The sequence below is a fragment of the Denitrobaculum tricleocarpae genome (genome assembly GCF_007004665.1).
GTDB lineage: Bacteria > Pseudomonadota > Alphaproteobacteria > Kiloniellales > Kiloniellaceae > Denitrobaculum > Denitrobaculum tricleocarpae.
Window position 1 is genome coordinate 864,818 of the sequence record NZ_ML660052.1, and the last position, 23,320, is coordinate 888,137.

25 protein-coding genes are annotated in these 23,320 nt (G+C 60.9%); 20 read left to right on the plus strand and 5 right to left on the minus strand.

What is annotated here, in order from left to right:
- The first annotated feature begins 41 nt into the window (after positions 1 to 41).
- A complete protein-coding gene (locus tag FKG95_RS03955) occupies positions 42 to 767 on the plus strand; it encodes an ATP12 family chaperone protein (protein WP_246116673.1) in 726 nt (241 codons plus the stop codon).
- Between the two features lie 7 nt (positions 768 to 774).
- Here FKG95_RS03955 and FKG95_RS03960 read toward each other — a convergent pair whose 3' ends face one another.
- Positions 775 to 1,365 carry a histidine phosphatase family protein gene (locus FKG95_RS03960; protein ID WP_142894981.1) on the minus strand — a complete coding sequence of 197 codons (591 nt, stop codon included), beginning with the start codon at positions 1,363 to 1,365 and terminating at the stop codon, positions 775 to 777.
- Between the two features lie 97 nt (positions 1,366 to 1,462).
- Here FKG95_RS03960 and FKG95_RS03965 point away from each other — a divergent pair, with 97 nt between their 5' ends.
- The 6 genes from FKG95_RS03965 (at position 1,463) to FKG95_RS03990 (ending at position 5,435) form a co-directional block, all read left to right on the plus strand.
- Positions 1,463 to 1,936 carry a hypothetical protein gene (locus tag FKG95_RS03965; RefSeq protein ID WP_142894982.1) on the plus strand — a complete coding sequence of 158 codons (474 nt, stop codon included), beginning with the start codon at positions 1,463 to 1,465 and terminating at the stop codon, positions 1,934 to 1,936.
- The gene (locus FKG95_RS03970; protein ID WP_142894983.1) at positions 1,933 to 2,217 is read left to right on the plus strand and encodes an acylphosphatase; all 285 of its coding nucleotides are present in this window, start codon (positions 1,933 to 1,935) and stop codon (positions 2,215 to 2,217) included. Before FKG95_RS03965 ends, FKG95_RS03970 begins: the two co-directional genes overlap by 4 nt.
- 100 nt (positions 2,218 to 2,317) lie before the next feature.
- The gene (locus FKG95_RS03975; RefSeq protein ID WP_142894984.1) at positions 2,318 to 3,022 is read left to right on the plus strand and encodes a CHRD domain-containing protein; all 705 of its coding nucleotides are present in this window, start codon (positions 2,318 to 2,320) and stop codon (positions 3,020 to 3,022) included.
- An 89-nt stretch (positions 3,023 to 3,111) separates the two neighbouring features.
- Positions 3,112 to 3,429 carry an ArsR/SmtB family transcription factor gene (locus FKG95_RS03980; protein WP_142894985.1) on the plus strand — a complete coding sequence of 106 codons (318 nt, stop codon included), beginning with the start codon at positions 3,112 to 3,114 and terminating at the stop codon, positions 3,427 to 3,429.
- A gap of 69 nt (positions 3,430 to 3,498) precedes the next feature.
- A complete protein-coding gene (locus FKG95_RS03985) occupies positions 3,499 to 4,542 on the plus strand; it encodes a permease (protein WP_218940055.1) in 1,044 nt (347 codons plus the stop codon).
- Positions 4,543 to 4,574: 32 nt separating this feature from the next.
- Positions 4,575 to 5,435 carry an ATP-grasp domain-containing protein gene (locus tag FKG95_RS03990; RefSeq protein ID WP_142894986.1) on the plus strand — a complete coding sequence of 287 codons (861 nt, stop codon included), beginning with the start codon at positions 4,575 to 4,577 and terminating at the stop codon, positions 5,433 to 5,435.
- Positions 5,436 to 5,765: 330 nt separating this feature from the next.
- On the opposite strand, the gene FKG95_RS29525 is transcribed toward FKG95_RS03990, so the two are convergent.
- Complete coding sequence (locus FKG95_RS29525) at positions 5,766 to 5,909, minus strand: hypothetical protein (protein WP_179953915.1); 144 nt, start codon at positions 5,907 to 5,909, stop codon at positions 5,766 to 5,768.
- A gap of 433 nt (positions 5,910 to 6,342) precedes the next feature.
- Here FKG95_RS29525 and FKG95_RS03995 point away from each other — a divergent pair, with 433 nt between their 5' ends.
- From FKG95_RS03995 to FKG95_RS04055, 13 genes are all read left to right on the plus strand, one after another.
- Entirely contained in the window at positions 6,343 to 7,263 is a 921-nt protein-coding gene (locus tag FKG95_RS03995; RefSeq protein ID WP_142894987.1) for a LysR family transcriptional regulator, read from the plus strand.
- A gap of 196 nt (positions 7,264 to 7,459) precedes the next feature.
- The gene (locus FKG95_RS04000; protein WP_142894988.1) at positions 7,460 to 8,440 is read left to right on the plus strand and encodes a tripartite tricarboxylate transporter substrate binding protein; all 981 of its coding nucleotides are present in this window, start codon (positions 7,460 to 7,462) and stop codon (positions 8,438 to 8,440) included.
- An 86-nt stretch (positions 8,441 to 8,526) separates the two neighbouring features.
- The gene (locus FKG95_RS04005; RefSeq protein WP_142894989.1) at positions 8,527 to 9,000 is read left to right on the plus strand and encodes a tripartite tricarboxylate transporter TctB family protein; all 474 of its coding nucleotides are present in this window, start codon (positions 8,527 to 8,529) and stop codon (positions 8,998 to 9,000) included.
- A gap of 9 nt (positions 9,001 to 9,009) precedes the next feature.
- Positions 9,010 to 10,506: a tripartite tricarboxylate transporter permease gene (locus FKG95_RS04010; protein WP_142894990.1), complete on the plus strand. Its 1,497-nt coding sequence runs from the start codon at positions 9,010 to 9,012 to the stop codon at positions 10,504 to 10,506.
- Between the two features lie 122 nt (positions 10,507 to 10,628).
- Complete coding sequence (locus FKG95_RS04015) at positions 10,629 to 11,399, plus strand: DeoR/GlpR family DNA-binding transcription regulator (protein WP_142894991.1); 771 nt, start codon at positions 10,629 to 10,631, stop codon at positions 11,397 to 11,399.
- Positions 11,400 to 11,584: 185 nt separating this feature from the next.
- Entirely contained in the window at positions 11,585 to 13,120 is a 1,536-nt protein-coding gene (gene glpD, locus FKG95_RS04020; RefSeq protein WP_142894992.1) for a glycerol-3-phosphate dehydrogenase, read from the plus strand.
- A gap of 107 nt (positions 13,121 to 13,227) precedes the next feature.
- The gene (locus FKG95_RS04025) at positions 13,228 to 14,346 is read left to right on the plus strand and encodes an ABC transporter ATP-binding protein (RefSeq protein WP_142894993.1); all 1,119 of its coding nucleotides are present in this window, start codon (positions 13,228 to 13,230) and stop codon (positions 14,344 to 14,346) included.
- A 4-nt stretch (positions 14,347 to 14,350) separates the two neighbouring features.
- Positions 14,351 to 15,424 carry an ABC transporter ATP-binding protein gene (locus FKG95_RS04030; RefSeq protein WP_142894994.1) on the plus strand — a complete coding sequence of 358 codons (1,074 nt, stop codon included), beginning with the start codon at positions 14,351 to 14,353 and terminating at the stop codon, positions 15,422 to 15,424.
- 3 nt (positions 15,425 to 15,427) lie between these two features.
- A complete protein-coding gene (locus FKG95_RS04035; RefSeq protein WP_142894995.1) occupies positions 15,428 to 16,291 on the plus strand; it encodes a carbohydrate ABC transporter permease in 864 nt (287 codons plus the stop codon).
- Positions 16,288 to 17,088, plus strand: coding sequence for a carbohydrate ABC transporter permease (locus FKG95_RS04040; protein ID WP_142894996.1), 801 nt, complete (start codon positions 16,288 to 16,290; stop codon positions 17,086 to 17,088). Before FKG95_RS04035 ends, FKG95_RS04040 begins: the two co-directional genes overlap by 4 nt.
- Positions 17,089 to 17,090: 2 nt before the next feature.
- Complete coding sequence (locus tag FKG95_RS04045; protein ID WP_142894997.1) at positions 17,091 to 17,372, plus strand: DUF2160 domain-containing protein; 282 nt, start codon at positions 17,091 to 17,093, stop codon at positions 17,370 to 17,372.
- A 155-nt stretch (positions 17,373 to 17,527) separates the two neighbouring features.
- The gene (locus FKG95_RS04050; protein ID WP_142894998.1) at positions 17,528 to 19,258 is read left to right on the plus strand and encodes an ABC transporter substrate-binding protein; all 1,731 of its coding nucleotides are present in this window, start codon (positions 17,528 to 17,530) and stop codon (positions 19,256 to 19,258) included.
- Positions 19,259 to 19,514: 256 nt separating this feature from the next.
- On the plus strand, positions 19,515 to 20,486 hold the full coding sequence (locus FKG95_RS04055) for a zinc transporter ZntB (RefSeq protein ID WP_142894999.1): 972 nt from the start codon (positions 19,515 to 19,517) through the stop codon (positions 20,484 to 20,486).
- A gap of 3 nt (positions 20,487 to 20,489) precedes the next feature.
- Here the strand turns inward: FKG95_RS04055 and FKG95_RS04060 are convergent, their stop codons facing one another.
- Genes FKG95_RS04060 through rimK form a run of 3 tightly spaced genes read right to left on the minus strand, consistent with a single transcriptional unit; the run spans position 20,490 to position 23,317 of the window.
- The gene (locus tag FKG95_RS04060) at positions 20,490 to 21,341 is read right to left on the minus strand and encodes a mechanosensitive ion channel domain-containing protein (RefSeq protein ID WP_142895000.1); all 852 of its coding nucleotides are present in this window, start codon (positions 21,339 to 21,341) and stop codon (positions 20,490 to 20,492) included.
- A 27-nt stretch (positions 21,342 to 21,368) separates the two neighbouring features.
- Positions 21,369 to 22,412: a succinylglutamate desuccinylase/aspartoacylase family protein gene (locus tag FKG95_RS04065; RefSeq protein WP_142895001.1), complete on the minus strand. Its 1,044-nt coding sequence runs from the start codon at positions 22,410 to 22,412 to the stop codon at positions 21,369 to 21,371.
- Entirely contained in the window at positions 22,412 to 23,317 is a 906-nt protein-coding gene (rimK, locus tag FKG95_RS04070; RefSeq protein ID WP_142895002.1) for a 30S ribosomal protein S6--L-glutamate ligase, read from the minus strand. Before rimK ends, FKG95_RS04065 begins: the two co-directional genes overlap by 1 nt.
- Positions 23,318 to 23,320 lie beyond the last annotated feature (3 nt).

The following is a 23,320-nucleotide window of genomic DNA, read 5'->3' on the forward strand; positions in this document are numbered from 1 at the left end:
ATGCGGGGGGCTCGGCGGCTGCAGGCAGATAACGGAATCGTATGAGCACTTCAAGTAGTATCAAACGCTTTTATAAAAAAGCTGAAGTTGTTTCTTCGAAAGAGGGAGAAAGTGCCGGATTTACCGTCGCTCTCGACGGCCGGATTCTGCGCACACCCAACAAAGCGGCGTTACAGCTTCCAACCCACAGCCTGGCCGAGGCGGTCGCATCCGAGTGGAACGCGCAGGGCGAAACGATCGATGCGCAGACCATGCCGATGATGACCCTGGCTTGCACCGCCATCGATTGGGTCCACCAGGAACGGGCCCACGCGGTCGAGACAACGGCGGCCTTTGCCGAACACGATCTGGTCTGCTACTGGGCCGAAGAGCCCCCCGAGCTGGTGTCGCGGCAGCAGGAACACTGGCAGCCCTTGCTGGACTGGGTGACCTTGAGTTTTGACGCGCCGCTGATCGTCATTCCGGGCATTTTGTCCAAACCCCAGCCGGCGGCGTCCGTCGAAGCTTTGCGCCATGCGATCGAAAACCTCGACGACATGGCTTTGACCGCCTTACACACGGTGGTGTCCGCAGGGGGGTCGCTGGTGATCGGACTGGCATTGCTCCAACGGCGTCTGAGTGCGGACGAGGCCTTCACCGCGGCGCTGCTCGACGAGCTTTTTCAGATCGAGTTCTGGGGCGAGGATTCCGAAGCGGCGGCCCGCCATGCGGGCCTGCGCGGCGAATTCCATGCGGCTGCAAGTTTTCTATCCCTCCTGCGCGGATAGGTGACTTTCAAACGCCGGGAACCCGGACCCGCGCGGCGCTCTCATCGGACAGCATGAAAATTTCATCGTTGTCCTGATGGGCGGTCATGGTCTCTTCCCGCGACCAGCCGCAGAGATAACCGACCAGACAGCGGTTGAGCATGCCATGGGCAACGGTGCAGATCACCGGTCCATCCGGCCGCAGGGCAGGTCGCAGGTTTTCCTCCGCGAAGCTCCTGACCCGCTGTACGACATCGGCATAGCTTTCTCCATCCGGGTACGGGCGGTTCCAGCGGTCGGCGTCCCGCCAAGCGGTTTTGCCTGGAAAGGCCACTTCGATTTCTTCCAGGGTCATGCCTTCGCAGGCGCCGAAACCGCATTCCTTAAGGCGGTCTTCGGGGCGGCGCTCCCGCCCGATAGTTTCGGCGATGGCCCCGGCGGTTTTCCAGGCGCGCTCAAGCGGGCTGGCGTAGAGCTCTTCGATCCCGGCGCTCGCCAGGAAAGCAGCGGCATTAAGGGCCTGTTGTTGACCCAGCACGCTGAGCGGGGAATCCTGCTGGCCTTGAAAGCGTGCTTCGACATTCCATTCGGTCTGGCCATGACGTACGACGTAGAGCATTCGCGCGTTCCGCGTTAGGTTTCAAATTGTGATGAGGTTTTGGGGCGCCGGTTCGATGTGCCCCGCAAATCTAGTGTGCGCCGGGAGCCTGTGCAATATGGAACAGCTGGAACTACCCAGCGACGAAGTCTGGTCCGAACGGAGGTTCTGGTTCGAGGATCTCGAGGCGACGGCCGGGCAAAGCGGCGCACCTGCGCCAAGCGAGCAGGCCTGCGCGCTGATGATCGATCTTCAGTCCAGCTTTTGCGCCGGGGCCTTTTCGGCAGTGGTGATTCTCGCCGCTGCCATTATCGAGGCGCAGGCCGAGAGGGCGCAAATAGACGATAGACAGCAAGATCCGGGGTACCGAAAGGCCCGGCGTTGGTTGCAGGACCTGCGCAACAAACTGGTCCATGAAGACCGGGAGTCGCCCGCGATCACGGTCGAGGATCACTGGCTGCGGCGCGGCGAATGGGAGACTGCGGCGCGGCGCGCTATTGTTCTGGCCTTTGCCGCGCTCTATCCCGATGCGGACTTGTCTGGCGCGCACCTGCCCGGGGCAGCACCGCACTCGCAGGAGGATCCGGCATGACCTCCTCCGTAAAGACTCTTCGCGCCGTGATTTCCGGGCGGGTTCAGGGCGTCTGGTTTCGCGGCTGGACCGAGCGGGAGGCAGGGAAGCTTGGATTGGACGGATGGGTGCGCAACTGCCCTGACGGGTCTGTCGAAGCTCTCTTTTCCGGCGAAGCTGTTGCGGTAGATGCCATGATCGAAGCCTGCTGGCGCGGCCCTCCCGCAGCAAAGGTGGTCTCGGTGGAAGTTGTCGAGGCTGAAGCGCCCGAGGAATCTGGCTTTCTTCACCTAAGACGCTAAATGCCACAGGAAGTACACGGCCTGGCTGCAGCGTTTCCCTGCTAGTATTTTCTCTTTGGTTTTCGATAGCCTGTCGTTCGCGTCTTGATCGGGAAGAACTTTGCTGCGCTGTCATCCTGAGAAGGGGATCTCCGGACCAGCCAGATATGCTCTGGCTGCCGCGTTTTCACTCGCCGTCATGCTGGCGAGCGGAGAGGCCACGAAAGCGGGCGTTATCTCGGCCAGCGCCGTGCTTGATTCAGGGCAGGAAGTGCCGCCCGGCTTCTCCGATGCCTCCGGACGGGCGGACTTCAGCTATGATAGTGACAGCGGCACCTACAGATTCGAGCTGCGGGTGTCCGGGATCACGCTCACCGATATCACTTTTCCGGATGGGAGCGGTTTGGCCTTCGGCGCCGCCGGCCCGGTCCACCTGCACAGCGCGGCTCGGGGTGCCAACGGACCCATCGTCGCGCCTTTCAACGACCGGGTGCTCTATTCCGAAGACGGAGATGGCTTCCGGCTGAGCTCGTTCGGTCCGCTGGACAGTCTCGTCACCGGTCTCACGGCGGAAGCTTTTTTGAACCAGCTCGCACTTGAGAGTCTTTACGTCAATGTTCATAGCTTCCCCAATTTCCCAGGCGGGGAGATCCGCGGGCAGCTTGTCGTCATCGCCGAACCGGCCGGTCTCGCTCTGCTGGGGTTCGGTCTGGCCCTTCTCCTTCTTGCCCGGGTGGTTCGTCGGCGCGGATTCAGCCTTCGCCGCGTAAGCCCACGCCTTATCAGCGTGGTCCGACGGAAACTTGCTCTGTCCGAGCGCCGTTAGCGCCAGTAAAAAACCTGTCTTCGAGCTATTATTTCGATAATTCTAGAAATATTGTTGACTCGGAAGAATACCTGGCCTTTAATGGCGTCATGGAAATTCTGCAAGCAGCACGCTGTCTCGACAAGCTGGGCAACCCGACCCGGCTGGAGGTCTTCCGGCTTCTGGTGAAGGCGGGCAAGGCCGGGCTCGCGGTGGGCGATCTGCAGGAACACTTGAACGTTCCGGCCTCGACACTGTCGCACCACATCTCGCATCTGGTGAATGCGGGTCTTGTGCATCAGGAGCGCGAGGGACGGGTTTTGCGCTGTCGCCCGGATTTCGCGCTCATGCAGTCGCTGATCGATTTTATGACCGAGGAATGCTGCGAAGGGCTTGGACCTGCGCAGCAGAGCAGGGATGCCGGCTGAGCGCCCTTTTTTTGACGTGAAACTTCGATGATTCTGGAATTATCGATTGTAAAACAGGAGAGTTAGGCCGTGACGGTTCTGGTCGAACGTGTAGTGGGTCTTGGGGGCCGGGTCTGGCGTCTGGACCGGGTCTGGTTGACGTTTTTTCTGCTGTTTGCGGTGCTCGCCGTCGCACTTCCCGCGCAGGCGATGGACAGCGTTTCCTTTGTCATCGATGCTTTTCTCTGGATCGCGCCTTTTCTTCTGCTCTCGGTCTTGATGGCTGCCTGGCTGAAGGCTGCCGGCGCCGACCGGCTGATCGGCGCTGTCGTTTCGCGCTCTCCCGCGATGGGTATTCTTGTGGCGGCGGCGGCCGGATCGCTCTCGCCCTTCTGTTCCTGCGGGGTCGTGCCTCTGGTTGCGGCTTTGCTGGCGGCTGGGGTTCCGCTGCCGGTGGTGGCGGCCTTCTGGCTCTCGTCCCCGCTGATGGATCCGGAGCAGTTCATCCTGCTGGGCGCGACCATTTCCATGGAGTTTGCCATGGTCAAGCTGGTGACGGCCTTTGCTCTCGGGCTCATGGCGGGATTCGCGACTCTCTGGCTACAGCGCGCGGGCGCCTTTGCCGATCCGCTCAAAGGCATTGCCACCTGCGGCGGCTGCGGCTCGAAATCCCTGACCTCGACAGAGGGCGTGCGCTGGGCCTTCTGGAAGGAGAGCGAGCGCTGGTCGGCCTTCTCGGGCGAGGCGCGCGATGTCGGTCTCTTTCTCACCAAGTGGCTGCTGCTGGCCTTCGCGATCGAAAGTCTGATGGTGGCCTGGATGCCGCCCAACCTGATTGCCTCTTCCCTGGGCGCGGATCAGGGCCTGCTGGCGATCCCGCTGGCGGCGGCCGTCGGCGTGCCCGCCTACCTCAACGGTTTTGCCGCGATCCCGTTGGTGGGCGAACTGATGTCCATGGGCATGGCCCCCGGCGCCGCCATTACCTTCCTTGTTGCGGGCGGCGCGACCTCGATCCCGGCGGCCATGGCGGTCTACGCCCTGGTGCGCAAGACCGTGTTTGCCTGGTACCTGCTGCTGGCCTTCATCGGCAGCCTGCTGGCCGGGTTCGGATACCAATTGCTGCTGTCGATGTGACCTCCTGAAATCTAGGCGCCGAGAGAAGACGCGTGCCTCGCATTATTCTTGCGACCTGTGCCAAGTATCCGCGGCTCTCTGCCTCGAATTCGGCCTATGCTGACGCTTTGCGGTCGAAGGGCTGCGATGTGCAGACGCCGGCCTGGAACGAGGCACCGATTGAGGCGTTCCTGGACAGTGACCTGATTCTCTTGAGGCAGACCTGGGACTACCAGGATGATCCCGGCGGCTTTGCCGCCTGGGTCGCACGGGTCTCGAGCTTGAAGGGCAATATTGAGAACCCACCCGAATTGGTCATCTGGAACAATGACAAACGCACCCTGAACGAGGTGACGCAGTCGGGGGTCCCGGTGCCGCCGACCTGCGGGCTGATGCCTGAGGCACCTGCGGAGATGTTTTCACGGTTGGATTCGGAAAAAATCGTTTTGAAGCCTGCTTTCGGCGGCAGCGGTACGGGTGTGCGGCTTTGCAGCGAGGCGGATTTCGAAGGCCAGCTTTGTGACGCGCGACGTGAAGCGCCCGGCCGGCCGTTCCTCGCGCAGGCGTTCCTGCCGGAAATAGCGGCGGGAGAGTGGAAGATCACCTGCATCGGCGGACGTGTGGCCTTCGCGGTGCATGCCAAGCCAAAGCCGGGCGAGTTCCGGATTAACAGTCGCTTTGATCCGACAATCAGGGTTCTTCAGCCGCCACTCGGTGCCGTCAGGGCAGCTGAAGACATTTTGGCGTGGATTCGCCGACCTTTGATCTGCTGCCGCATCGACGGTGTCATGCGCGGAGAAGATTTCATCTGCACGGAGTTGGAGTTGACCGACCCCGACCTGCATTTGGATTTGTTTGACACCGGCGCGGGGCTGCTTGCTCAAGCAACCTTGGACCATCTTGCTTCGGGCTAGGTCAGATCAAGATTAGATAGAACCGCCGAAGGCAACCTATCTCACCTATAAATCCAGTCTAGGTTGGGAACTCATATTCTTTGACGGTCTTGACGACAAAATTATGTTTTCTGGCAAGGAGTTAGGAATGGAGCGATGCCGTAGCATCGTGACTGACGACACGACGCTGCCCAGAACTCATAATCTTGCCGCCCCTCTGGGGTCGTATTTTAGCAGGCTTTAGGGGCGTCGAACCCTCTCACCGGGCCCGACAGGCCCGCTTTCGAGGCTTCTCCTGCCTAAAGCCTGTTAAAATACGATCAAGGCCATCAAGGAATAGGAGTCCTCAACCTAGTGCGCGTAGAGGTTCGCGATCTCAAGCGACAACACGACGAGGTAGCCAACAATCGCCAGCCAGCAGAAGCTGCGGGCGATCACCGCGACACGATCACAGGCCGTTGCTTTCGCTCCGGCCGGCTGGGGGGTGGCCGCCAAGGATACCCGCCGTGTCTGCGATGACCGCCGTTCGTGGAAGACACCTGACCGGTCGTCTTCTCGTCTGGTTTTGCCGTGCGGCGCTATATGTGCGCGGCGTGCAGGGTTCGAGCTGCGGCGTGAATTCGCTGGAAGCGCTTTCCTGCCGGGGGTTATGTCCGTAACCGGGAAAAACGCGGGTGCTAATGAGTTGCCCGACATCGTGCTGATCCCTCGATGAGATTTCGAATCAAGCGTTTAGTGCGCGTCGCGTTCAGTCGAACAAACCTGTTCCACGACATATCCGAGGCAGCGTTTGCGGAGCACAAGGCGTTCGGAAGAGCCGCAGAGCGCAGCTGGACGCGACATGCACTAGCTTGTCTTAAAGAAACGTAGCACTAAAAATATGAATAGAAACTGGCAAAATAAGTAGATCTGCCATACAATAATTTGCATGCTTGAGTGGGATGGACTTCGGGATTTCGCGGTTGTCGCAGAGGCGGGCAGCCTCTCTGCGGGCGCCAAACGCCTGCAGGTCAGCCAGCCTACCATCTCCCGGCGGATCGGTGCTCTTGAAGCCCATCTGAAAGCCCGGCTCTTCAATCGGGTGCCGCGCGGTTTGGAGCTGACCGAAGCCGGAGAGGATCTGCTGGAGCGGGTGCGGCGCATGGAGCTGGAGGCGCTGTCGATCGAACGCTTTACCCTTGGTGCCGATGCCGCGCCCGAGGGTGCGGTGCGGGTCTCCGTCATCGAGCTCTTCGCGGAATGGCTGGCGGAGGAGTTCGCGGCTTTCTCCCGAAGCTATCCCAAGATCCGCATTGAACTCATTGTCGATAACGCCTCGGCCAATCTGGTGCGCCGCGAAGCGGATATCGCGGTGCGCATGTTCCGGCCCGATCAACCGGATCTGGTGGCGCGGAAGGTTGGTGAGCATGGCTTGGGGTTCTTCGCATCGCCTGAATATCTCGAAAAGCATGGCACGCCCCAACGCTTCCGGGATCTCCGCGAACACGATATCGTCGGCTTCGACGAAGCGGCGATCGTCTCGGGAACGGCGAAGGCCATGGAGCGCCTCGCGCCGCGTGAACGCTACGTGTTCCGGTCTAACGGCCTGATGGTTCATGTCGCGGCTATGAAAGCTGGCCTGGGCGTCGGCGGAACCTCGGCTTTTCTGGCCGAGCGGGAAGGCGGCCTTGTCCGGGTCCTGGAGGACAAGGCCAATATCATGCAGGAAATCTGGCTGGTGACCCACGAGGATCTGCGCCGTTCCGCGCGCATTCGCGCCACGATGGATTTCCTCGCCGCGGTCTTTGAGAACAATGGTCCTGCCCTGGCCGGAGAATCGGGTGCGCGATGCGGACCTCCGTGCGAGTGAAGCGCTCGTGCTTCACATCAGGATATAGGAAACCGCTTTATCTCTGCCCGTTCGGGACGACACGGCGCTGTCCAACTCTGCTGCTGACCGAAAGTAGGGACGTAAAAGACCTAACGCTGCGGGTAAAAAAGCGATTACACTTGTCGAAATCGGATAAGAAAAACAAACGCGAAATGCTTTATCAAGGGAGGAAAGAATGCTGAGAAGACGGACTTTCGGCCGTGTGGCCGGGATGATTTTGGGCGGGTTTGCGCTGCTCGCCGCGGGCGCTGCGCAGGCGGAGTGGCCCGAACGCCCCATAACTCTGATCGTGCCCTGGGGCGCGGGCGGGGGAACCGACGCGACCGGCCGTATGATCGGCAGTCTGTTGGAGAAGGAACTGGGCCAGCCGGTCAACGTGGTCAACCGGACCGGCGGCAGCGGCGTCGTCGGGCATTCGGCCATCGCGAACGCCAAGCCGGACGGCTACACCCTGGGCGTCATCACCGTGGAAGTCGGCATGATGCACTGGGCGGGCCTGACCGACCTCGATCACATGTCATACACGCCGATCGCGCTCTACAACGCCGACCCGGCGGGCCTTCAGGTGCGGGCCGATTCGCCCTATCAGTCGGCTGCCGAGGTTATCGACGCGATCAAGGCCAACCCCGGCAAGTACAAAGGCTCGGGCACCGGGCAGGGCGGCATCTGGCATCTGGCGCTTGCCGGGATGCTGAACGACGCCGGGATCGAGCCGGCGGCTGTGCCTTGGGTTCCGTCCAAGGGGGCTGCCGCGGGCCTGCAGGAATTGGCGGCAGGTGGTGTCGACTTCGTCACCTGCTCGGTGGTCGAGGCCGCGGCTTTGATCGATGCGGGCAAAGTACGGTCTCTGGCGATCATGGGCGATGAACGGCTGGGTGCCTTTCCCGACGTGCCGACCTTGAAGGAATCCGCCGATCTGGACTGGAAGCTCGCCGCCTGGCGTGGACTGGCCGGCCCCAAAGGTCTGCCGGAAGAGGTGACAGGCAAGCTGGTGCCGGCCTTCGAGAAGGTCTGGAAATCAGCCGAGTTCCAGAAGTTCATGGAAGACCGCGGCTTCGGTCTGGTCTGGAAGCCGGAGGCCGAGTTCGCGACCTGGATGTCCGAGAGCGACGCCGGTCTCGGCTCGGTCATGAAGGCGGTCGGTCTGGCGAAGTAGCCGCTGATTTTATCGACAAGACGCGACAGCAGAGGGAACCCGGCTGACTTCGAGCCGGGTTCCGAACTGATTGACGAGCTTCCTCTATGCGCCTGAATGACGCCATTTTCGGCATTGTCCTGCTGATCTTTGCTTTTGCCGTCATTGCCTACAGCCAGACCTTTCCGGCAACCTTCGGGCAGAGCTATGGGCCGGATCTTTTCCCGGTTCTGATTGCCAGCGGACTTGCGGTCTGTGGCTTGCTTTTGACGCTTAGGGGCTGGGCCGCGCGGCGCAAAACGCCCTGGTTTGAATCCGGTGACTGGGCCAAGGACTGGCACAAGCTCGTCACCTTTGCGCTGGTTCCCCTGGCGCTGATTTTTTACATCCTCGTTTCCGAGTTTCTGGGCTTTTTGCCGACAGCGGCGCTCATTCTTTTCGTGCTGCTGCGCCGCTTCTCCGTCGGCCCCCTGGCCGCGCTCGGAATTGCCTGCGCCACCAGCCTGATCATTCATACGGTCTTTGCCCGTTTCCTTCTGGTTCCGCTGCCCTGGGGCCTGCTGCAGCCGATTGCCTGGTAGGACGTTGATATGGATGTTCTTCTCACCGCTATCGATCTGGTCTTCACGCCTTACGTTCTGATGGTCATGCTTGGGGCGGCGCTCTTCGGTCTCTTTGTCGGCTCGATTCCCGGCCTGACGGCGACCATGGCGACCGCGCTCCTGATCCCGATCACCTTTTTCATGGATCCGGTGCCTGCCATCGCAGCGATCGTGACGACTGTCGCTATGGCGATCTTCGCCGGCGACATCCCGGGCTGTCTGCTGCGCATCCCCGGCACCCCGGCCTCCGCCGCCTATGCGGACGAAGCCCACGCCCTGACCGCAAAGGGGCAGGCGGAGAAGGCCCTGGGCACGAGCCTGGTTTGCGCGGTGATCGGCGGCCTGCTCGGTACGTTGGTGCTGGCCACCACTGCACCGTTGCTGGCGGAATTCGCCATTCAGTTCAGCTCTTTCGAGTACTTCTGGCTGGCCTGCCTCGGTTTGAGCTGTGCGGTGATGATCTCCACCGGGTCTGTCCTGAAAGGCGCGGTTTCACTGTTGATCGGGCTCTTCATCTCGACCATCGGGATCGACATCACCGCCGGTCATCCGCGCTTTACCTTTGGCTCGGTGGAGATGATGGGCGGGATCTCCTTCATCCCGGCGATGATCGGCATGTTCGCGGTCTCGGAGGTTCTGCGCTACGTGGCATCCAGCCGCCAAAAGCCGCAGGTGCCTCAGCAATCGATCGGGAATGTCTTCCGGGGATTGGGGGCGATTCTGGGACGCTACAAGCTCAACCTTCTGCGCGGCGGTGCGATCGGGACGGCCATCGGGGTCCTGCCGGGGGCAGGGGCCGATATCGCCGCCTGGGTGGCCTACGCGGTCTCCAAGAGGTTCAGCCGTGAGCCGGAGAAGTTCGGCAGCGGCCATGTCGAGGGCCTGGTCGACAGCGGCAGCGCCAACAACGCCGGACTGAGCGGTGCCTGGGTGCCGGCGCTGGTGTTCGGCATCCCCGGCGACTCCATCACCGCCATCGTCATCGGGGTTCTCTACATGAAGGGAATGAACCCGGGACCGACGGTTTTTCTCAATCAGCCGGAACTGATCTATGCCGTCTTCGTGGCTTTCTTCCTGGCCAATCTGGCGCTTCTGCCGCTGGGATTTCTCGCGATCAGGCTGGCGCGGCAGGTCTTGCGCATGCCGCAGCCAATCCTGATGCCGATCATCCTGATGTTCTGCATCGTCGGTGCCTTCGCCATCAACAATACGGTCTTCGGCATCTCGATCATGCTGGTTCTGGGTCTGCTGGCCTACATTATGGAAGAAAACGGCTTTCCAATTGCGCCGACCATCCTGGGCATCGTGCTGGGGACCATGCTCGAGGACAACTTCATGTCTTCCATGATCAAAGCAGACGGCGATCTTCTGGGTTTCTTCTCGCGCCCGATCGCGTTGTTCCTTGGAATCATGACACTCTGTATCTGGTTTCTGCCGCCCGTAATCCGTGCCCTGCGCAAGCGGTCGCAGCGGTTTTCGCAGTAGCTGATGTTTAGAGAAGGCGCCTTGCGCAGCGGACAGAATTTTCGGATTCGAAAAACATCACCAATGTGTATATCTTTACTGCCACTATTTTACAGACCCTTCATAGATGAAAATCGGTCCATATGTTGAACCTGAGCCAGCGTCAGCAACGCATTCTGGAAGTCGTCCGAAAGGAGGGCTTCGTCGCGATCGAATCTCTGGCGCAGCTCTTCGACGTGACGGCGCAAACGATCCGCAGCGACGTCAACCAACTCAGCGAGATGTCGCTGCTGCGGCGTTATCACGGCGGGGTCGGTCTGTCGTCTTCGGTCGAGAACGAATCCTACGACAGCCGGCAGATCAAGAGCCTGAATGAGAAGCGGCGGATCGCGGCGGCGCTGGTCAAGCACATCCCCGCGCAGGCGTCGCTCTTTATCAACATCGGCACGACGACCGAGGAAATCGCCAAGGCACTGCTCAATCACCGTGACCTGCGGATCATCACGAACAACCTCAACGTTGCCCGGATTCTGGCGGCTAATCCCAGTTTCGAGGTGATCATCGCGGGCGGTGTGGTGCGCAGCCGGGATCAGGGAATCACCGGCGAGGCGACGATCGACTTCATCAATCAGTTCAAGGTGGATTTCGGGATTATCGGAATTTCGGGCATCGACAACGATGGGACGTTGCTCGACTTCGATTACCGCGAAGTGCGGGTGGCCAAGGCCATTATCCAGAATTCCCGCGCGGTCTTTATGGCGGCGGACACTACCAAGTTCGGCCGTAATGCCATGGTCCGCCTGGGCCATGTCTCGCAGATCGACGCCCTCTTCACCGACCGGCGCCCCGACAAGGAAATGTGTGCGATCCTGAAGGAAGCGGACGTGACTCTGCATATTGCCGACTCCGTTTAATGCGCATGGCGGATCCAGCGTGCCGCAATCTTTGAAATCGTTTTCAATAACTTTCGTTATTTTCATTTTCACTGATAAAATTTTCGATTGTCAAAATTTCTTCATCCGCGTAGGTTAACGACAAGCAAGTTTCAAGCAGCCGATCTGAACGGCGCGAAAACATAGCTCATGGGGAGAAACGGCCAGTGGCGCAAGACAAGCCACTCGATATCGTCGTTATCGGCGGTGGGGTGAACGGGACCGGGATCGCACGCGATGCCGCGGGCCGGGGCCTTTCGGTTTTGCTTTGTGAAAAGAGCGACCTTGGCAGCGGCACCTCTTCCGCCAGCACCAAGCTGATCCACGGCGGCCTGCGTTATCTCGAACAGTATGAATTCCGGCTGGTGCGCGAATCCCTGATGGAGCGCGAGGTTCTGCTGCGCGCGGCGCCGCACATTATCTGGCCCATGCGCTTTGTCCTGCCGCACAACAAATCTCTGCGCCCGGCCTGGATGATCCGGCTCGGTCTCTTTCTTTACGATCATCTCGGCGGCCGCAAACTGCTGCCTGGATCCGAGGGCGTGAAGCTGGCGGATCATCCTTCCGGCGGTCCGCTCAAGGACGATATGACCAAGGGCTTCGTCTATTCGGACTGCTGGGTCCAGGATGCGCGGCTGGTCGTGCTCAACGCGATCGACGCCCGCGAGCGCGGTGCCGAGGTTCTCACCCGCACCGAATGCGTTTCGGCCCGCCGGGTGGACGAACTCTGGGAGATCGAACTGCGGGATCTGCTCAGCGGCCAGATGCGCAAGGTCAGCGCACGGGCGCTGGTCAACGCCGCCGGTCCCTGGGTGGCTTCGGTGCTCGAACAGCGGGTCGGCTCCAACCGCGCGGCCGGACTGAGGATGATCAAAGGCAGCCACATCGTCGTGCCGGCCATGTTCGATCATGACTACTCTTACATCTTTCAGAATCCCGACGGCCGCATCGTCTTCGCCATACCCTACGAGGAGGACTACACCCTCGTCGGCACGACCGATGTGGAGTATGAGGGCGACCCGGCGCAGGTCGCCTGTTCCGAGGACGAGATCAGCTACCTCTGCAACGCGGTCAACGAGTACTTCAAGTCCGAAATCGCGCCCAAGGACGTGGTCTGGACCTACTCCGGCGTCCGGCCGCTGTACGACGACGCCTCGCAGAACGCCTCGACCATCACCCGTGACTACGTGCTCGATCTGGATGAACAGGCGGGCCGGGCACCGATGCTTTCGGTCTTCGGCGGCAAGATCACAACCTTCCGCAAACTGGCTGAGCATGCCATGGAAAAACTCTGTCCGCTGATCGCCTGCAGCGCGCCGGACTGGACCGCGACGGCCATGTTGCCCGGCGGCGATATCGGCACGCATTACGGCGATGTCGATTTCGATGCTTTCGTCGAACGCTTCAAAAAGCAGCATGCCTGGCTGCCGCAGGAGCTCGCCTGGCGTTACGCCCGCAACTACGGCGCGCGCGCCGCGATGATTCTCGGCGATGCCAAGGATCTCAGCGGTCTGGGACAGGAGCTGGGCGACGGCATTTACGAAGCGGAACTGAGTTATCTGGTCGAGCAGGAATGGTTGGTCGAGGGGGCAGACCTGCTGTGGCGGCGCTCGAAACTGGGGCTGCATGTTTCCAAGGAAACCGCCGCGCGGATCGAAAGCTGGCTGGCACAGCATGCGCTTGCCGGCCGCCGGGCCGGGTGACTTGTTTTTGAAGCCGGATTGTTTGGGTTTGAAAAACGACCGATTGGGGGCCGTCGCCTGGCATGAAAAGGGCCATGGCGGTGGAATAGAAGAGGAACTCGTTTGGTATGCTTGAGCTGATGAACGTCAGTAAACGGGTCGGAAACCAGGATCATATCAGTGATGTGAGCTTGCGTTTCGATAAGGGCTCGCTCAACGTTTTGCTCGGGCCGACCCTGTCCGGGAAAACCTCGCTGATGCGCCTGATGGCCGGTCTGGACAAGCCGACCTCCGGCGATATCCACTTTAACGGCGAGAGCGTCGTGGGCATGCCGGTTCAGAAGCGCAACGTCGCCATGGTCTATCAGCAGTTCATCAATTATCCGGCCATGACGGTCTACGAAAACATCGCTTCGCCCATGCGCGTGGCCGGTGTCGACGGGGAAACCATCGACCGCAAGGTGCGCGAGGCGGCTTCCCTGATGAAACTCTCGGACTTTCTCGACCGCACGCCGCTCAACCTCTCGGGGGGGCAGCAGCAGCGTACGGCCCTGGCGCGGGCGCTGGTCAAGGGCGCCGATCTGGTGCTGCTGGACGAACCCCTGGCCAATCTGGACTATAAGCTGCGCGAGGAGCTGCGGGTGGAGCTGCCGAAAATCTTTGCCGAGACCGGCGCGGTTTTCGTCTACGCCACAACGGAACCTCACGAGGCATTGCTGCTGGGCGGCAAGACCGCGGCGCTGTCCGAGGGGCGGGTCTCGCAATTCGGGCCGACCATCGATGTCTATAATCGTCCTGCCGACCTGATCACCGCGCAGACCTTCTCCGATCCGCCCATGAACATCGTCCCCATGACCAAGTCCGGCGCTGCCTTTGCTTTCGGCGGGGCTTCGGTTGCGGTGTCGGGTGAACTCGCGGGCCTTGCGGACGGGGCCTATAAGGTGGCCATCCGCCCGCATCACCTGATGCTGCACGCACCCGGCGGAGAAACGTTGGTGCAGGAGACCCGGGTTTCAACGACGGAGATCACCGGGTCCGAAAGCTTTATTCATGTGGAGACGGAGGGTTTGCGCTGGGTGGCGCTGACCCACGGCGTGCACCGCGTCGAGGTGGGCGACAAGGTTCCGGTCTATCTGGATCCGCACAGCTTCTTTGTTTTCGATCAACAGGACCGGCTGGTCGCCGCACCGTCTCAGGACGGTCTGCCGCACGAGGATCTGGCCAGTGCAAGCGCGGGGCACGGGTGAGACCATGGCACAGATAACACTTGATAAACTTGCTCATTCCTACTTCCCGAACCCGCAGAGCGAAGCGGATTTCGCCCTGAAGGAAATCGACTATGTCTGGGAGGACGGCGGCGCCTATGCCCTGCTCGGACCTTCGGGCTGCGGCAAGACCACGCTGCTGAACATCATCTCGGGACTTCTGGTGCCGTCGCGCGGATGCATTCTCTTCGGCGAGGAGGATGTCACGCAGTACGCGCCCGAACAGCGCAACATCGCCCAGGTCTTCCAGTTCCCGGTGATCTACGACACCATGACTGTGGCCCAGAACCTCGCCTTTCCCCTGGTCAACCGCAAGGTGCCCAGGGACGAGATCGACAAGCGTGTCGCCGACATGATCAAGGTCCTGGACCTGGGTGACAAGGCGAACCGCAAGGCGCAGGGCCTGACCGCCGACGAGAAGCAGAAGATCTCGCTCGGGCGTGGTCTGGTGCGTTACGACGTCAACGCGATCCTTTTCGACGAGCCGCTGACCGTCATCGACCCGCATCTCAAGTGGCAGCTGCGCACCAAGCTGAAAGAACTGCATCACGAGTTCGGTCACACCATGATCTACGTGACCCACGATCAGACCGAGGCGCTGACCTTCGCCGACAAGGTTGTGGTGATGTACGAAGGCGAGGTGGTGCAGATCGGCACACCGGAGGAGCTCTTCGACGAACCGGCGCACACCTTCGTCGGATATTTCATCGGCTCGCCCGGTATGAATGTGGTGCCCTGCAGCGTTGCCGGAGACCGGCTTCAGCTGGGCGGTCAGGAAATCGCCCTGCCGCGCCGCTACGCGCCGCTCGAGGGTCAGGTCGAGATGGGCGTGCGCCCCGAGTTCGTGAAGCTCTCGGCCAATGGCGAGGGGATTCCGGTTTCCATCTCAGCGGTCGAGGACATCGGCCGCTTCAAGATTGTCCGCGGCTTGCTCGAAGGCTGCAGCTTCAATGCCGTCCTGCCCGAGGGCGCCGAAGTCCCGGCCGAGGCCAGCGCGGTGATCGACCCGACGCGGATCGGCATCTATCACGACTCCCACCTTGTGCGCGGAGAGGCCTGAGCCATGAATAAGGTACAGAACAACAAAGCTTGGTTCATGGTTTTACCGGTGCTCGTGATCGTGGCACTCAACGCCGTCGTGCCTCTGATGACCGTGGTCAACTATTCGGTTCAGGATACCTTCGGCAACAACGTCTTCTTCTTCGAGGGCACGCGCTGGTTCAGCGAAGTCCTGGCCTCCGAGCGATTCCACGGGGCGCTGGGGCGGCAGTTCTCTTTGACCGCAACCATTCTCGCCATCGAGATTCCGCTGGGTGTGGCCATCGCGCTCGCCATGCCGCGCTCGGGCTTCTGGGCTTCGGTCTGTCTGGTGCTGATGGCGCTGCCGCTGCTGATCCCCTGGAACGTGGTCGGCGCCATGTGGAATATCTACGCGCTGCCCGATATCGGTCTGCTCGGCTACGGACTGAACTGGCTCGGCATTCCCTACGACTTCACGCAGCAGCCCGTTTCGGCCTGGTTCACGGTGATTCTGATGGATGTCTGGCACTGGACGTCGCTGGTGGTGTTGCTGGCCTACGCCGGTCTGCAGTCGATCGACGAGAACTATTACCGGGCGGCGCAGATCGACGGCGCCTCGCGCTGGGCGGTCTTCCGCTACATCCAGCTGCCCAAGATGAAACACGTGCTGACCATCGCCATCCTGCTGCGCTTTATGGACAGCTTCATGATCTACACCGAGCCTTTCGTTCTGACCGGCGGCGGGCCGGGCAACTCGACCACCGTGCTGTCGATCGATCTGGTCAAGGCGGCGCTGGGTGAGTTTAATCTCGGGATCGCCTCGGCCATGAGCATCATCTACTTCCTGATGACGTTGCTGGTCTGCTGGCTCTTCTACACCATCACCATGCAGGGAGAAAAATCATGACCCGTCTCCGCTGGCTGGTGCCGACCCTCTATATCGTCTTCCTGATGCTGCCCATCTACTGGCTGCTGAACATGTCCTTCAAGACCACGAACGAGATCCTCGGGGGCTTCTCCTGGTTCCCGGCGGAGTTCACGGTCGAGAGCTACGTCAAGATCTTCACCGATCCGACCTGGTACAGCGGTTACATCAATTCGATCGCCTATGTCGGGCTGAACACCGTCATCTCGGTCTCCTTCGCATTGCCGGCAGCCTATGCTTTCTCCCGCTACCGCTTCCTGGGGGACAAGCATCTGTTCTTCTGGCTGCTGACCAACCGCATGGCGCCGCCGGCGGTCTTCGCTCTGCCGTTCCTGCAGCTCTATTCCTCGATCGGTCTTTTCGATACCCATCTGGCGGTCGCCCTGGCGCACTGTCTCTTCAACATTCCGCTGGCGGTCTGGATCCTGGAAGGCTTCATGTCCGGCGTGCCCAAGGAAATCGACGAGACGGCCTATCTGGACGGCTATTCCTTCCCGCGTTTCTTCACCAAGATCTTCATGCCCTTGATCGGCAGCGGGATCGGCGTGACCGCGTTTTTCTGCTTCATGTTCTCCTGGGTCGAGATGCTGCTGGCCAAGTCGCTGACCTCGGTCGAGGCCAAGCCGATTGCCGCGGTCATGACCCGGACGGCCAGTACCTCCGGCTATGAGCTGGGACTCTTGGCGGCGGCGGGTGTGCTGACGATTATCCCGGGCGCGATCGTGATCTATTTCGTGCGGAATTATATCGCCAAGGGCTTTGCGATGGGGAGGGTTTGATCATGGGTCTCGAATGGATGGCCTGGACCTGGCAGACCGCAACCTTCTTCATCATGATCGCCGTGTTTCTGATCGGCATGAGTATTTGGGAGATGGCGCGCCCCGGCGGCGATCCGCGCACCGGAGTGCTTGGTTTGGACACGACCCGCGGCGACCGCCTGTTCATTTCGCTGCTCACCAGCGCCTACATTCATCTGGCCTGGCTGGGACTGGCGACGGGACCGCTGTGGATCGCGACCATACTTTCGGTGATTGTCGCAGTCGCGATCTTTCGCTGGGTGTAGAGAATAGTATGTGGGAATTCGCCTTCGCTCCAGGCACGCAGGTGCCGGATATGCAGAAGGGCGCTGGCGAACTTGGCTACGGGGGTGCAAGCTCTGACGTGGCGCTTTTCGGGCCCGGTTTAACGGGTGTTTAAAACCTCAAGGGAGGAGGGAAAATGAGAAAGCTAATGGCATCAGCCGCCGTTGTGGCTTTGCTGTACGGGGGCGGTCCCGCCGTCGCCGGCATGGCCGAAGCGGAGAAATGGGTTGATAACGAGTTCCAGCCATCGACACTGTCGCGTGACGAGCAGCTGTCCGAGATGGACTGGTTCATCAAAGCCGCCGAGCCTTTCAAGGGCATGGAGATCAACGTGCTGTCGGAGACGATCCCGACGCACAGCTATGAGTCGGAAACCCTGACCAAAGCCTTCGAGGAGATCACCGGGATCAAGGTGAATCACCAGCTCCTGGGCGAAGGTGAAGTCGTACAGGCGGTTCAGACCCAGATGCAGACCCGTCGTAACCTTTACGATGCCTACATCAACGACTCCGATCTGATCGGCACGCACTCGCGTCTTCAGCTCGCCTACAACCTCTCCGACTTCATGGAAGGCGAAGGCAAGGACGTGACCAATCCGGGTCTCGATCTGGACGACTTCATGGGCAAGTCCTTCACGACCGGCCCGGATGGCAAGCTCTATCAGCTGCCTGACCAGCAGTTCGCGAACCTTTACTGGTTCCGCAAAGACTGGTTCGACAAGCCCGAGCTGCAGGCCAAGTTCAAGGAGATGTACGGCTATGACCTGGGCGTTCCGGTAAACTGGTCCGCCTATGAAGACATCGCCGAGTTCTTCAGCGTTCACGTCAAGGAAATCGACGGCGTACGCATCTACGGCCACATGGACTACGGTAAGCGCGCGCCCGATCTGGGCTGGCGTATGACCGATGCCTGGCTTTCCATGGCCGGCACCGGCAACAAAGGCACGCCGAACGGTGTTCCGATCGACGAATGGGGCATCCGCATGGAAGCGGGTTCCTGTAACCCGGCCGGTGCCAGCGTCACCCGTGGTGGCGAAACCAACGGTCCGGCTTCGGTCTACGCGATCCGCAAGTGGGACGAATGGCTCCGCAAATACGCCCCTCCGGGCGCAGCCAGCTACGACTTCTATCAGTCGCTGCCGGCTCTGAGCCAGGGTAACGTTGCTCAGCAGATCTTCTGGTACACCGCTTTCACCGCGTCCATGGTTGCGCCGAAGTCCGAAGGCAACAACACTGTCGACGACGAAGGCAAGCCGCTTTGGCGGATGGCGCCGAGCCCGCACGGCCCTTATTGGCAGGAAGGCCAGAAGCTCGGCTATCAGGATGCCGGTTCCTGGACGATCCTGAAGTCGACCCCGGTCGATCGCGCGAAAGCCGCCTGGCTCTACGCCCAGTTCGTGGTTTCCAAGACTCTCGACGTGAAGAAAAGCCACGTTGGTCTGACCTTCATCCGCGACTCCACGGTCCGGCATGAAAGCTTCACCGAGCGGGCGCCGAACCTCGGTGGTCTGGTCGAGTTCTATCGCTCGCCTGACCGTGTCAACTGGTCCCCAACCGGCATCAACGTGCCCGACTATCCGAAGCTGGCACAGCTCTGGTGGCAGAACATCGGTGACGTGAACTCCGGTGCCTTCACCCCGCAGGAAGCCATGGACCGTCTCGCTGGTGAGATGGACCAGGTCATGGCCCGCATGCAGGCTGCCGATGAGCAGGCCAACGTTTATGGCGGCTGCGGCCCGCGTCTCAATGACGAGCAGGACGCATCCGCGTGGCTCGGCAAGGAGAACGGTCCGAAAGCTCAGCTCGAGAATGAGAAACCCCAGGGCGAGACCATCGCTTACGAGGAACTCATCAAGCGCTGGCAGTAAGCCTGAAGTGAGTAAGCCTGATGCCGGAGATCCCGGGATAGGGCATCCGATGACGTAACTGCGGCTTGCTGCAGTGGAGAAAAAGAGAGCCGGAGTGTTCAACACTCCGGCTCTCTTGCTTTCGGCGCTGCCGGGGTCTGCGGGCTGTGGGCGGAGTTCTCTCTGCGTTCAGGGTACGACCGCGCTTGCTTTCCGGCCGCCTGGAATGTGATCGTTCCCGCGTGAAGGTCAATTACAAACGGCATCGGAGGACGGAGTGTCCGACAAAACCCTGCATCCCATCTGTGCATTTGACATCGGTCCGGACGGTCAGGCGGTTCTGCTGGAGGAACCCTGGCCGGATGCGGCTTCAGCCATTTCGGACGGCTACCGTTGGCTGCACTTCGACCTTACCGATCCGGCGCTTGAGGCATGGACCGATGAAAAGCTCCCGCCCGTCGCAGCCTATGCGTTGCGTCAGAGCGAAACGCGTCCCCGCTGCGATGTCTTCGAGGATGGCGTCCTGCTGAATCTCCGCGGCGTCAATCTCAATCCGGGCAACGATCCGGAGGACATGGTGTCCTTGCGTCTCTGGGTGCGGCCCGGGCTGATCGTGACTGCGCGCCTCCGAAAGCTCTGGGCTGTCGATGCCCTTCGCAAGGCGATCGACGCGGGCAAGGCGCCGGTTGCTATCGCCGATTTTCTGAATCTCCTGACCTATGAGCTGAGCAAGCGGATCGAGCGGGTATCGCTGGATCTGGAGGAGGAAACCGATGCGCTCGAAGAGAAATTGCTGGGCGAGTCATCCGGGCTGAGCGGCGAGCTTGTGATTTTGCGGCAAAGCGTCATCAAGCTGCGCCGTTTTGTCCGACCGCAGTGCGAGGCCCTGAACGACCTCTCTCAATGGCAGAGTGCTTTGCTCGATCAGGGCCACAGCGACCTGTTGCGGGAGACGGCGAACCGGGCAACCCGGACGATCGAAGCCCTGGATGCCATCTCCGAACGGCTGACCGCCATGCAGGACCATCTTGAGACCCGTCATGCCTCTGCCCTGGGGCGCAACAGCTATATCCTGTCGGTCGCCGCGGCCATATTCCTGCCTCTGGGTTTCCTGACCGGGCTCTTCGGCATCAACGTAGGGGGGATGCCGGGTGTGGACTCGCCCTATGGTTTTGCGGTCGTCACCATCGCTTCCTGTGTGATCGGTGTTTTGCTTTTCGTCGTTTTCAGACTTCGCAAGTGGCTGTGACAGTTATTTAGCGACTTGAGCGGTGCTGAGAGGAATCACATCGCTGCCGATCGCGTCGAGAAAGCCTGCCGTGATCAACTTTTCCAGCGCGAAGACCTCCTTCTTCGGACAAAAAAGCGAGATGCGGAAGACCGTCCGGCCCAGATCGCTTGTGCCCAGGCTGATGCTGGCTTCCGGGCCTTGAATGTCGACGCCGAGTTTCTTCTCAGCCATCGCGTTACTGCGCTTTGCGGCTTCAAGAAAGGGCTCGCAGAGCTGATCCGACTTGGTTTGCAGCCAGTGCAGCGCCATGGCGACATTGACACGGGTTTCGAGCGTAATGTCGAAACTGTGCAGGGCGAAGGACGGCGAGAAGTTTTCGTTCCGGACCGGATGCTGCAGAAAAACGCTGTTTGGCAGAACCACGGTCCGGCCGCTGTAGCCGTCACCTTGTGAAGCGGGCGCAAGTTCCAGAAGGGTCGTCGACAGCACGCTGTGATCCGTCACTTCACCTCGAATGCCGTCGACTTCAACTCTGTCGCCAATCGAGAAGACGCTCGCCCCGGTTCGGAGCACGAAGCCGCTGATACACATCAGCAGCTCTTTGGTCGCGATGACAATGGCGACGGTTACGGCGGTCAGGGAGAGCAGCAGGTTCTGCAGCTGCCCAAGCCAGATGACCAGCAGGCCGATCACCAGAAGCGCGCTGAGAGCGCTGCGTGTGTAAAAGAGTTGGCGCCGCTGGTCTTCCTGAAGCACGTCCGCGCCCCGGCGGATCAGGCGGAACAACAACAGGCGCAGAGCCGCGACCAGCAACAACAGCGCGACCGTGACCAGTCCGCGCACAATCAGGGGATCGTTCAGGAGCGTCGTCATAGGCTCTACCTTGAGGTGTCGTCGATCTTATATGATTTCATCCTCGTCGAAGAGGGGATCTTCGTTGAGCTGTGTCGTTAGGCTGTCGATCGTCGCTCCCGCGTCGTCGTTGCGTTTGAGCCGCGCGATGTGAAAAAGGCCGTCGCCCTCGTTGGCGACAGGCAGATTGCTGCGACCGATCACCAGGCCGTCCTCCTCGGCGAAGATTTCGCTATCCAGTTCGCCGAAGGGATCGGAGATGATGCCCAGCACGTCGCCTTCTTCGACCTCGTCGCCGATAGTCTTGAAGGCGCGCAGCAGACCACCCGCCGGGGCGCGTTGCCAGAAGCTCGAGGAGGACTGGATCGGCGCGGCCTTCAGCTTCGTGATTCCGCGCGCCGGGATCATTTTCAGGTGATGCATGATGCGCAGAATGCCGGTCACCCCCGCGCGCACGGCGAATTCGTCAAAGCGCAAACCCTCGCCGGCTTCATAGAGCAGGACATCGATGCCGAGGTCCTGTGCGGCCTGGCGCAGCGAACCGGGCCGGGTCTTTGACGTCAGCACCAGGGGCGCGCCAAAGACTTCGGCCAGTTCCATGGTTTCCGGTTTCGACGGCGTCACGCGGATCTGCGGCAGGTTGGTGCGGTGGATGGCGGCGGAGTGCAGATCTATCCCCACGTCCGAGCGCCCGACGATTTCCGTCATGAAGATATGTGCAAGGCGGGAGGCGAGGGAGCCTTGCGGGCTGCCCGGGAAAACCCGGTTGAGGTCGCGGCGGTCGGGCAAGTAGCGCGAATGGTTCATGAAGCCGTAGGCGTTCACGATCGGAATGGCGAGTAACGTACCTTTCAGCTTGTCGAGGCTTGGCGCGCGTAAAAGCCGCCGGACAATCTCGACTCCGATGATTTCATCGCCATGTATCGCGGCACTGACGAAGAGCGTCGGCCCGGGGCGACGTCCATGGGCCACATGAACCGACATGGAAACCGGCGTGTGATCCGACAGAACGCTGACTGGGAGATCAACGGTTCGCCGGGTGCCCGCCGGCACCCGGTGCTTGCCGATCTGAAACGCCGATTGGTCCGGCATCAACCCTTGCCCTTGGTTTTGGTCTTACCCGGTTTGGCCTGCTTTTCCATCAGCTCAATGACCTTCCCGGCGACGTCGATGCCCGTGGCTCTCTCGACCCCCTCCAGGCCCGGTGAGGAATTGACCTCCATGACCACGGGACCGTGATTGGAGCGCAGCATATCGACACCGCAGACGTTCAGGCCCATGGCCTTCGCCGAGCGGATGGCGGTGGAGCGTTCCTCCGGCGAGATCTTGATCATCTGGGCGCTGCCGCCACGATGCAGGTTGGAGCGGAAATCACCCTCTGCGCCCTGGCGCTGCATGGCGGCCACGACCTTGCCGCCGACCACCAGCGCGCGGATGTCGGTGCCACCGGCTTCCTTGATGAACTCCTGCACCAGAATGTTGACCTTCGCGCCCCGAAAAGCCTCGATCACGGACTTGGCCGAACGATCACTGTCCGCGAGGACCACGCCGATCCCCTGGGTGCCTTCCAGGAGCTTGATCACAAGCGGGGCACCACCGGCCAGCTCCAAGACTTCCTCGGTCTGCTTTGGATCATGGGCGAAGGTCGTGACGGGCAGGCCGATGCCTTCGCGGGAGAGGATCTGCAGTGATCGCAGCTTGTCCCGCGACCGGCCGATGGCAACGGATTCGTTCAGGGGATAAACCCCCATGACCTCGAACTGGCGTAACACCGCCAGGCCATAATAGGTGACCGAAGCGCCGATCCGCGGGATGACGGCGTCGTAGTGCTGCAGCTTCTCGCCGTTGTAGTAGATCGCGGGACGGCGCGAGGCGATATTCATATAGCATCGCAGGGTATTGATGATATCCAGCTCGTGCCCGCGTTCCTCGGCCGCCTCTTTCAGGCGCCGGTGAGAATAGAGATCCGGATTTCGTGCCATCATCGCGATTTTCATTTT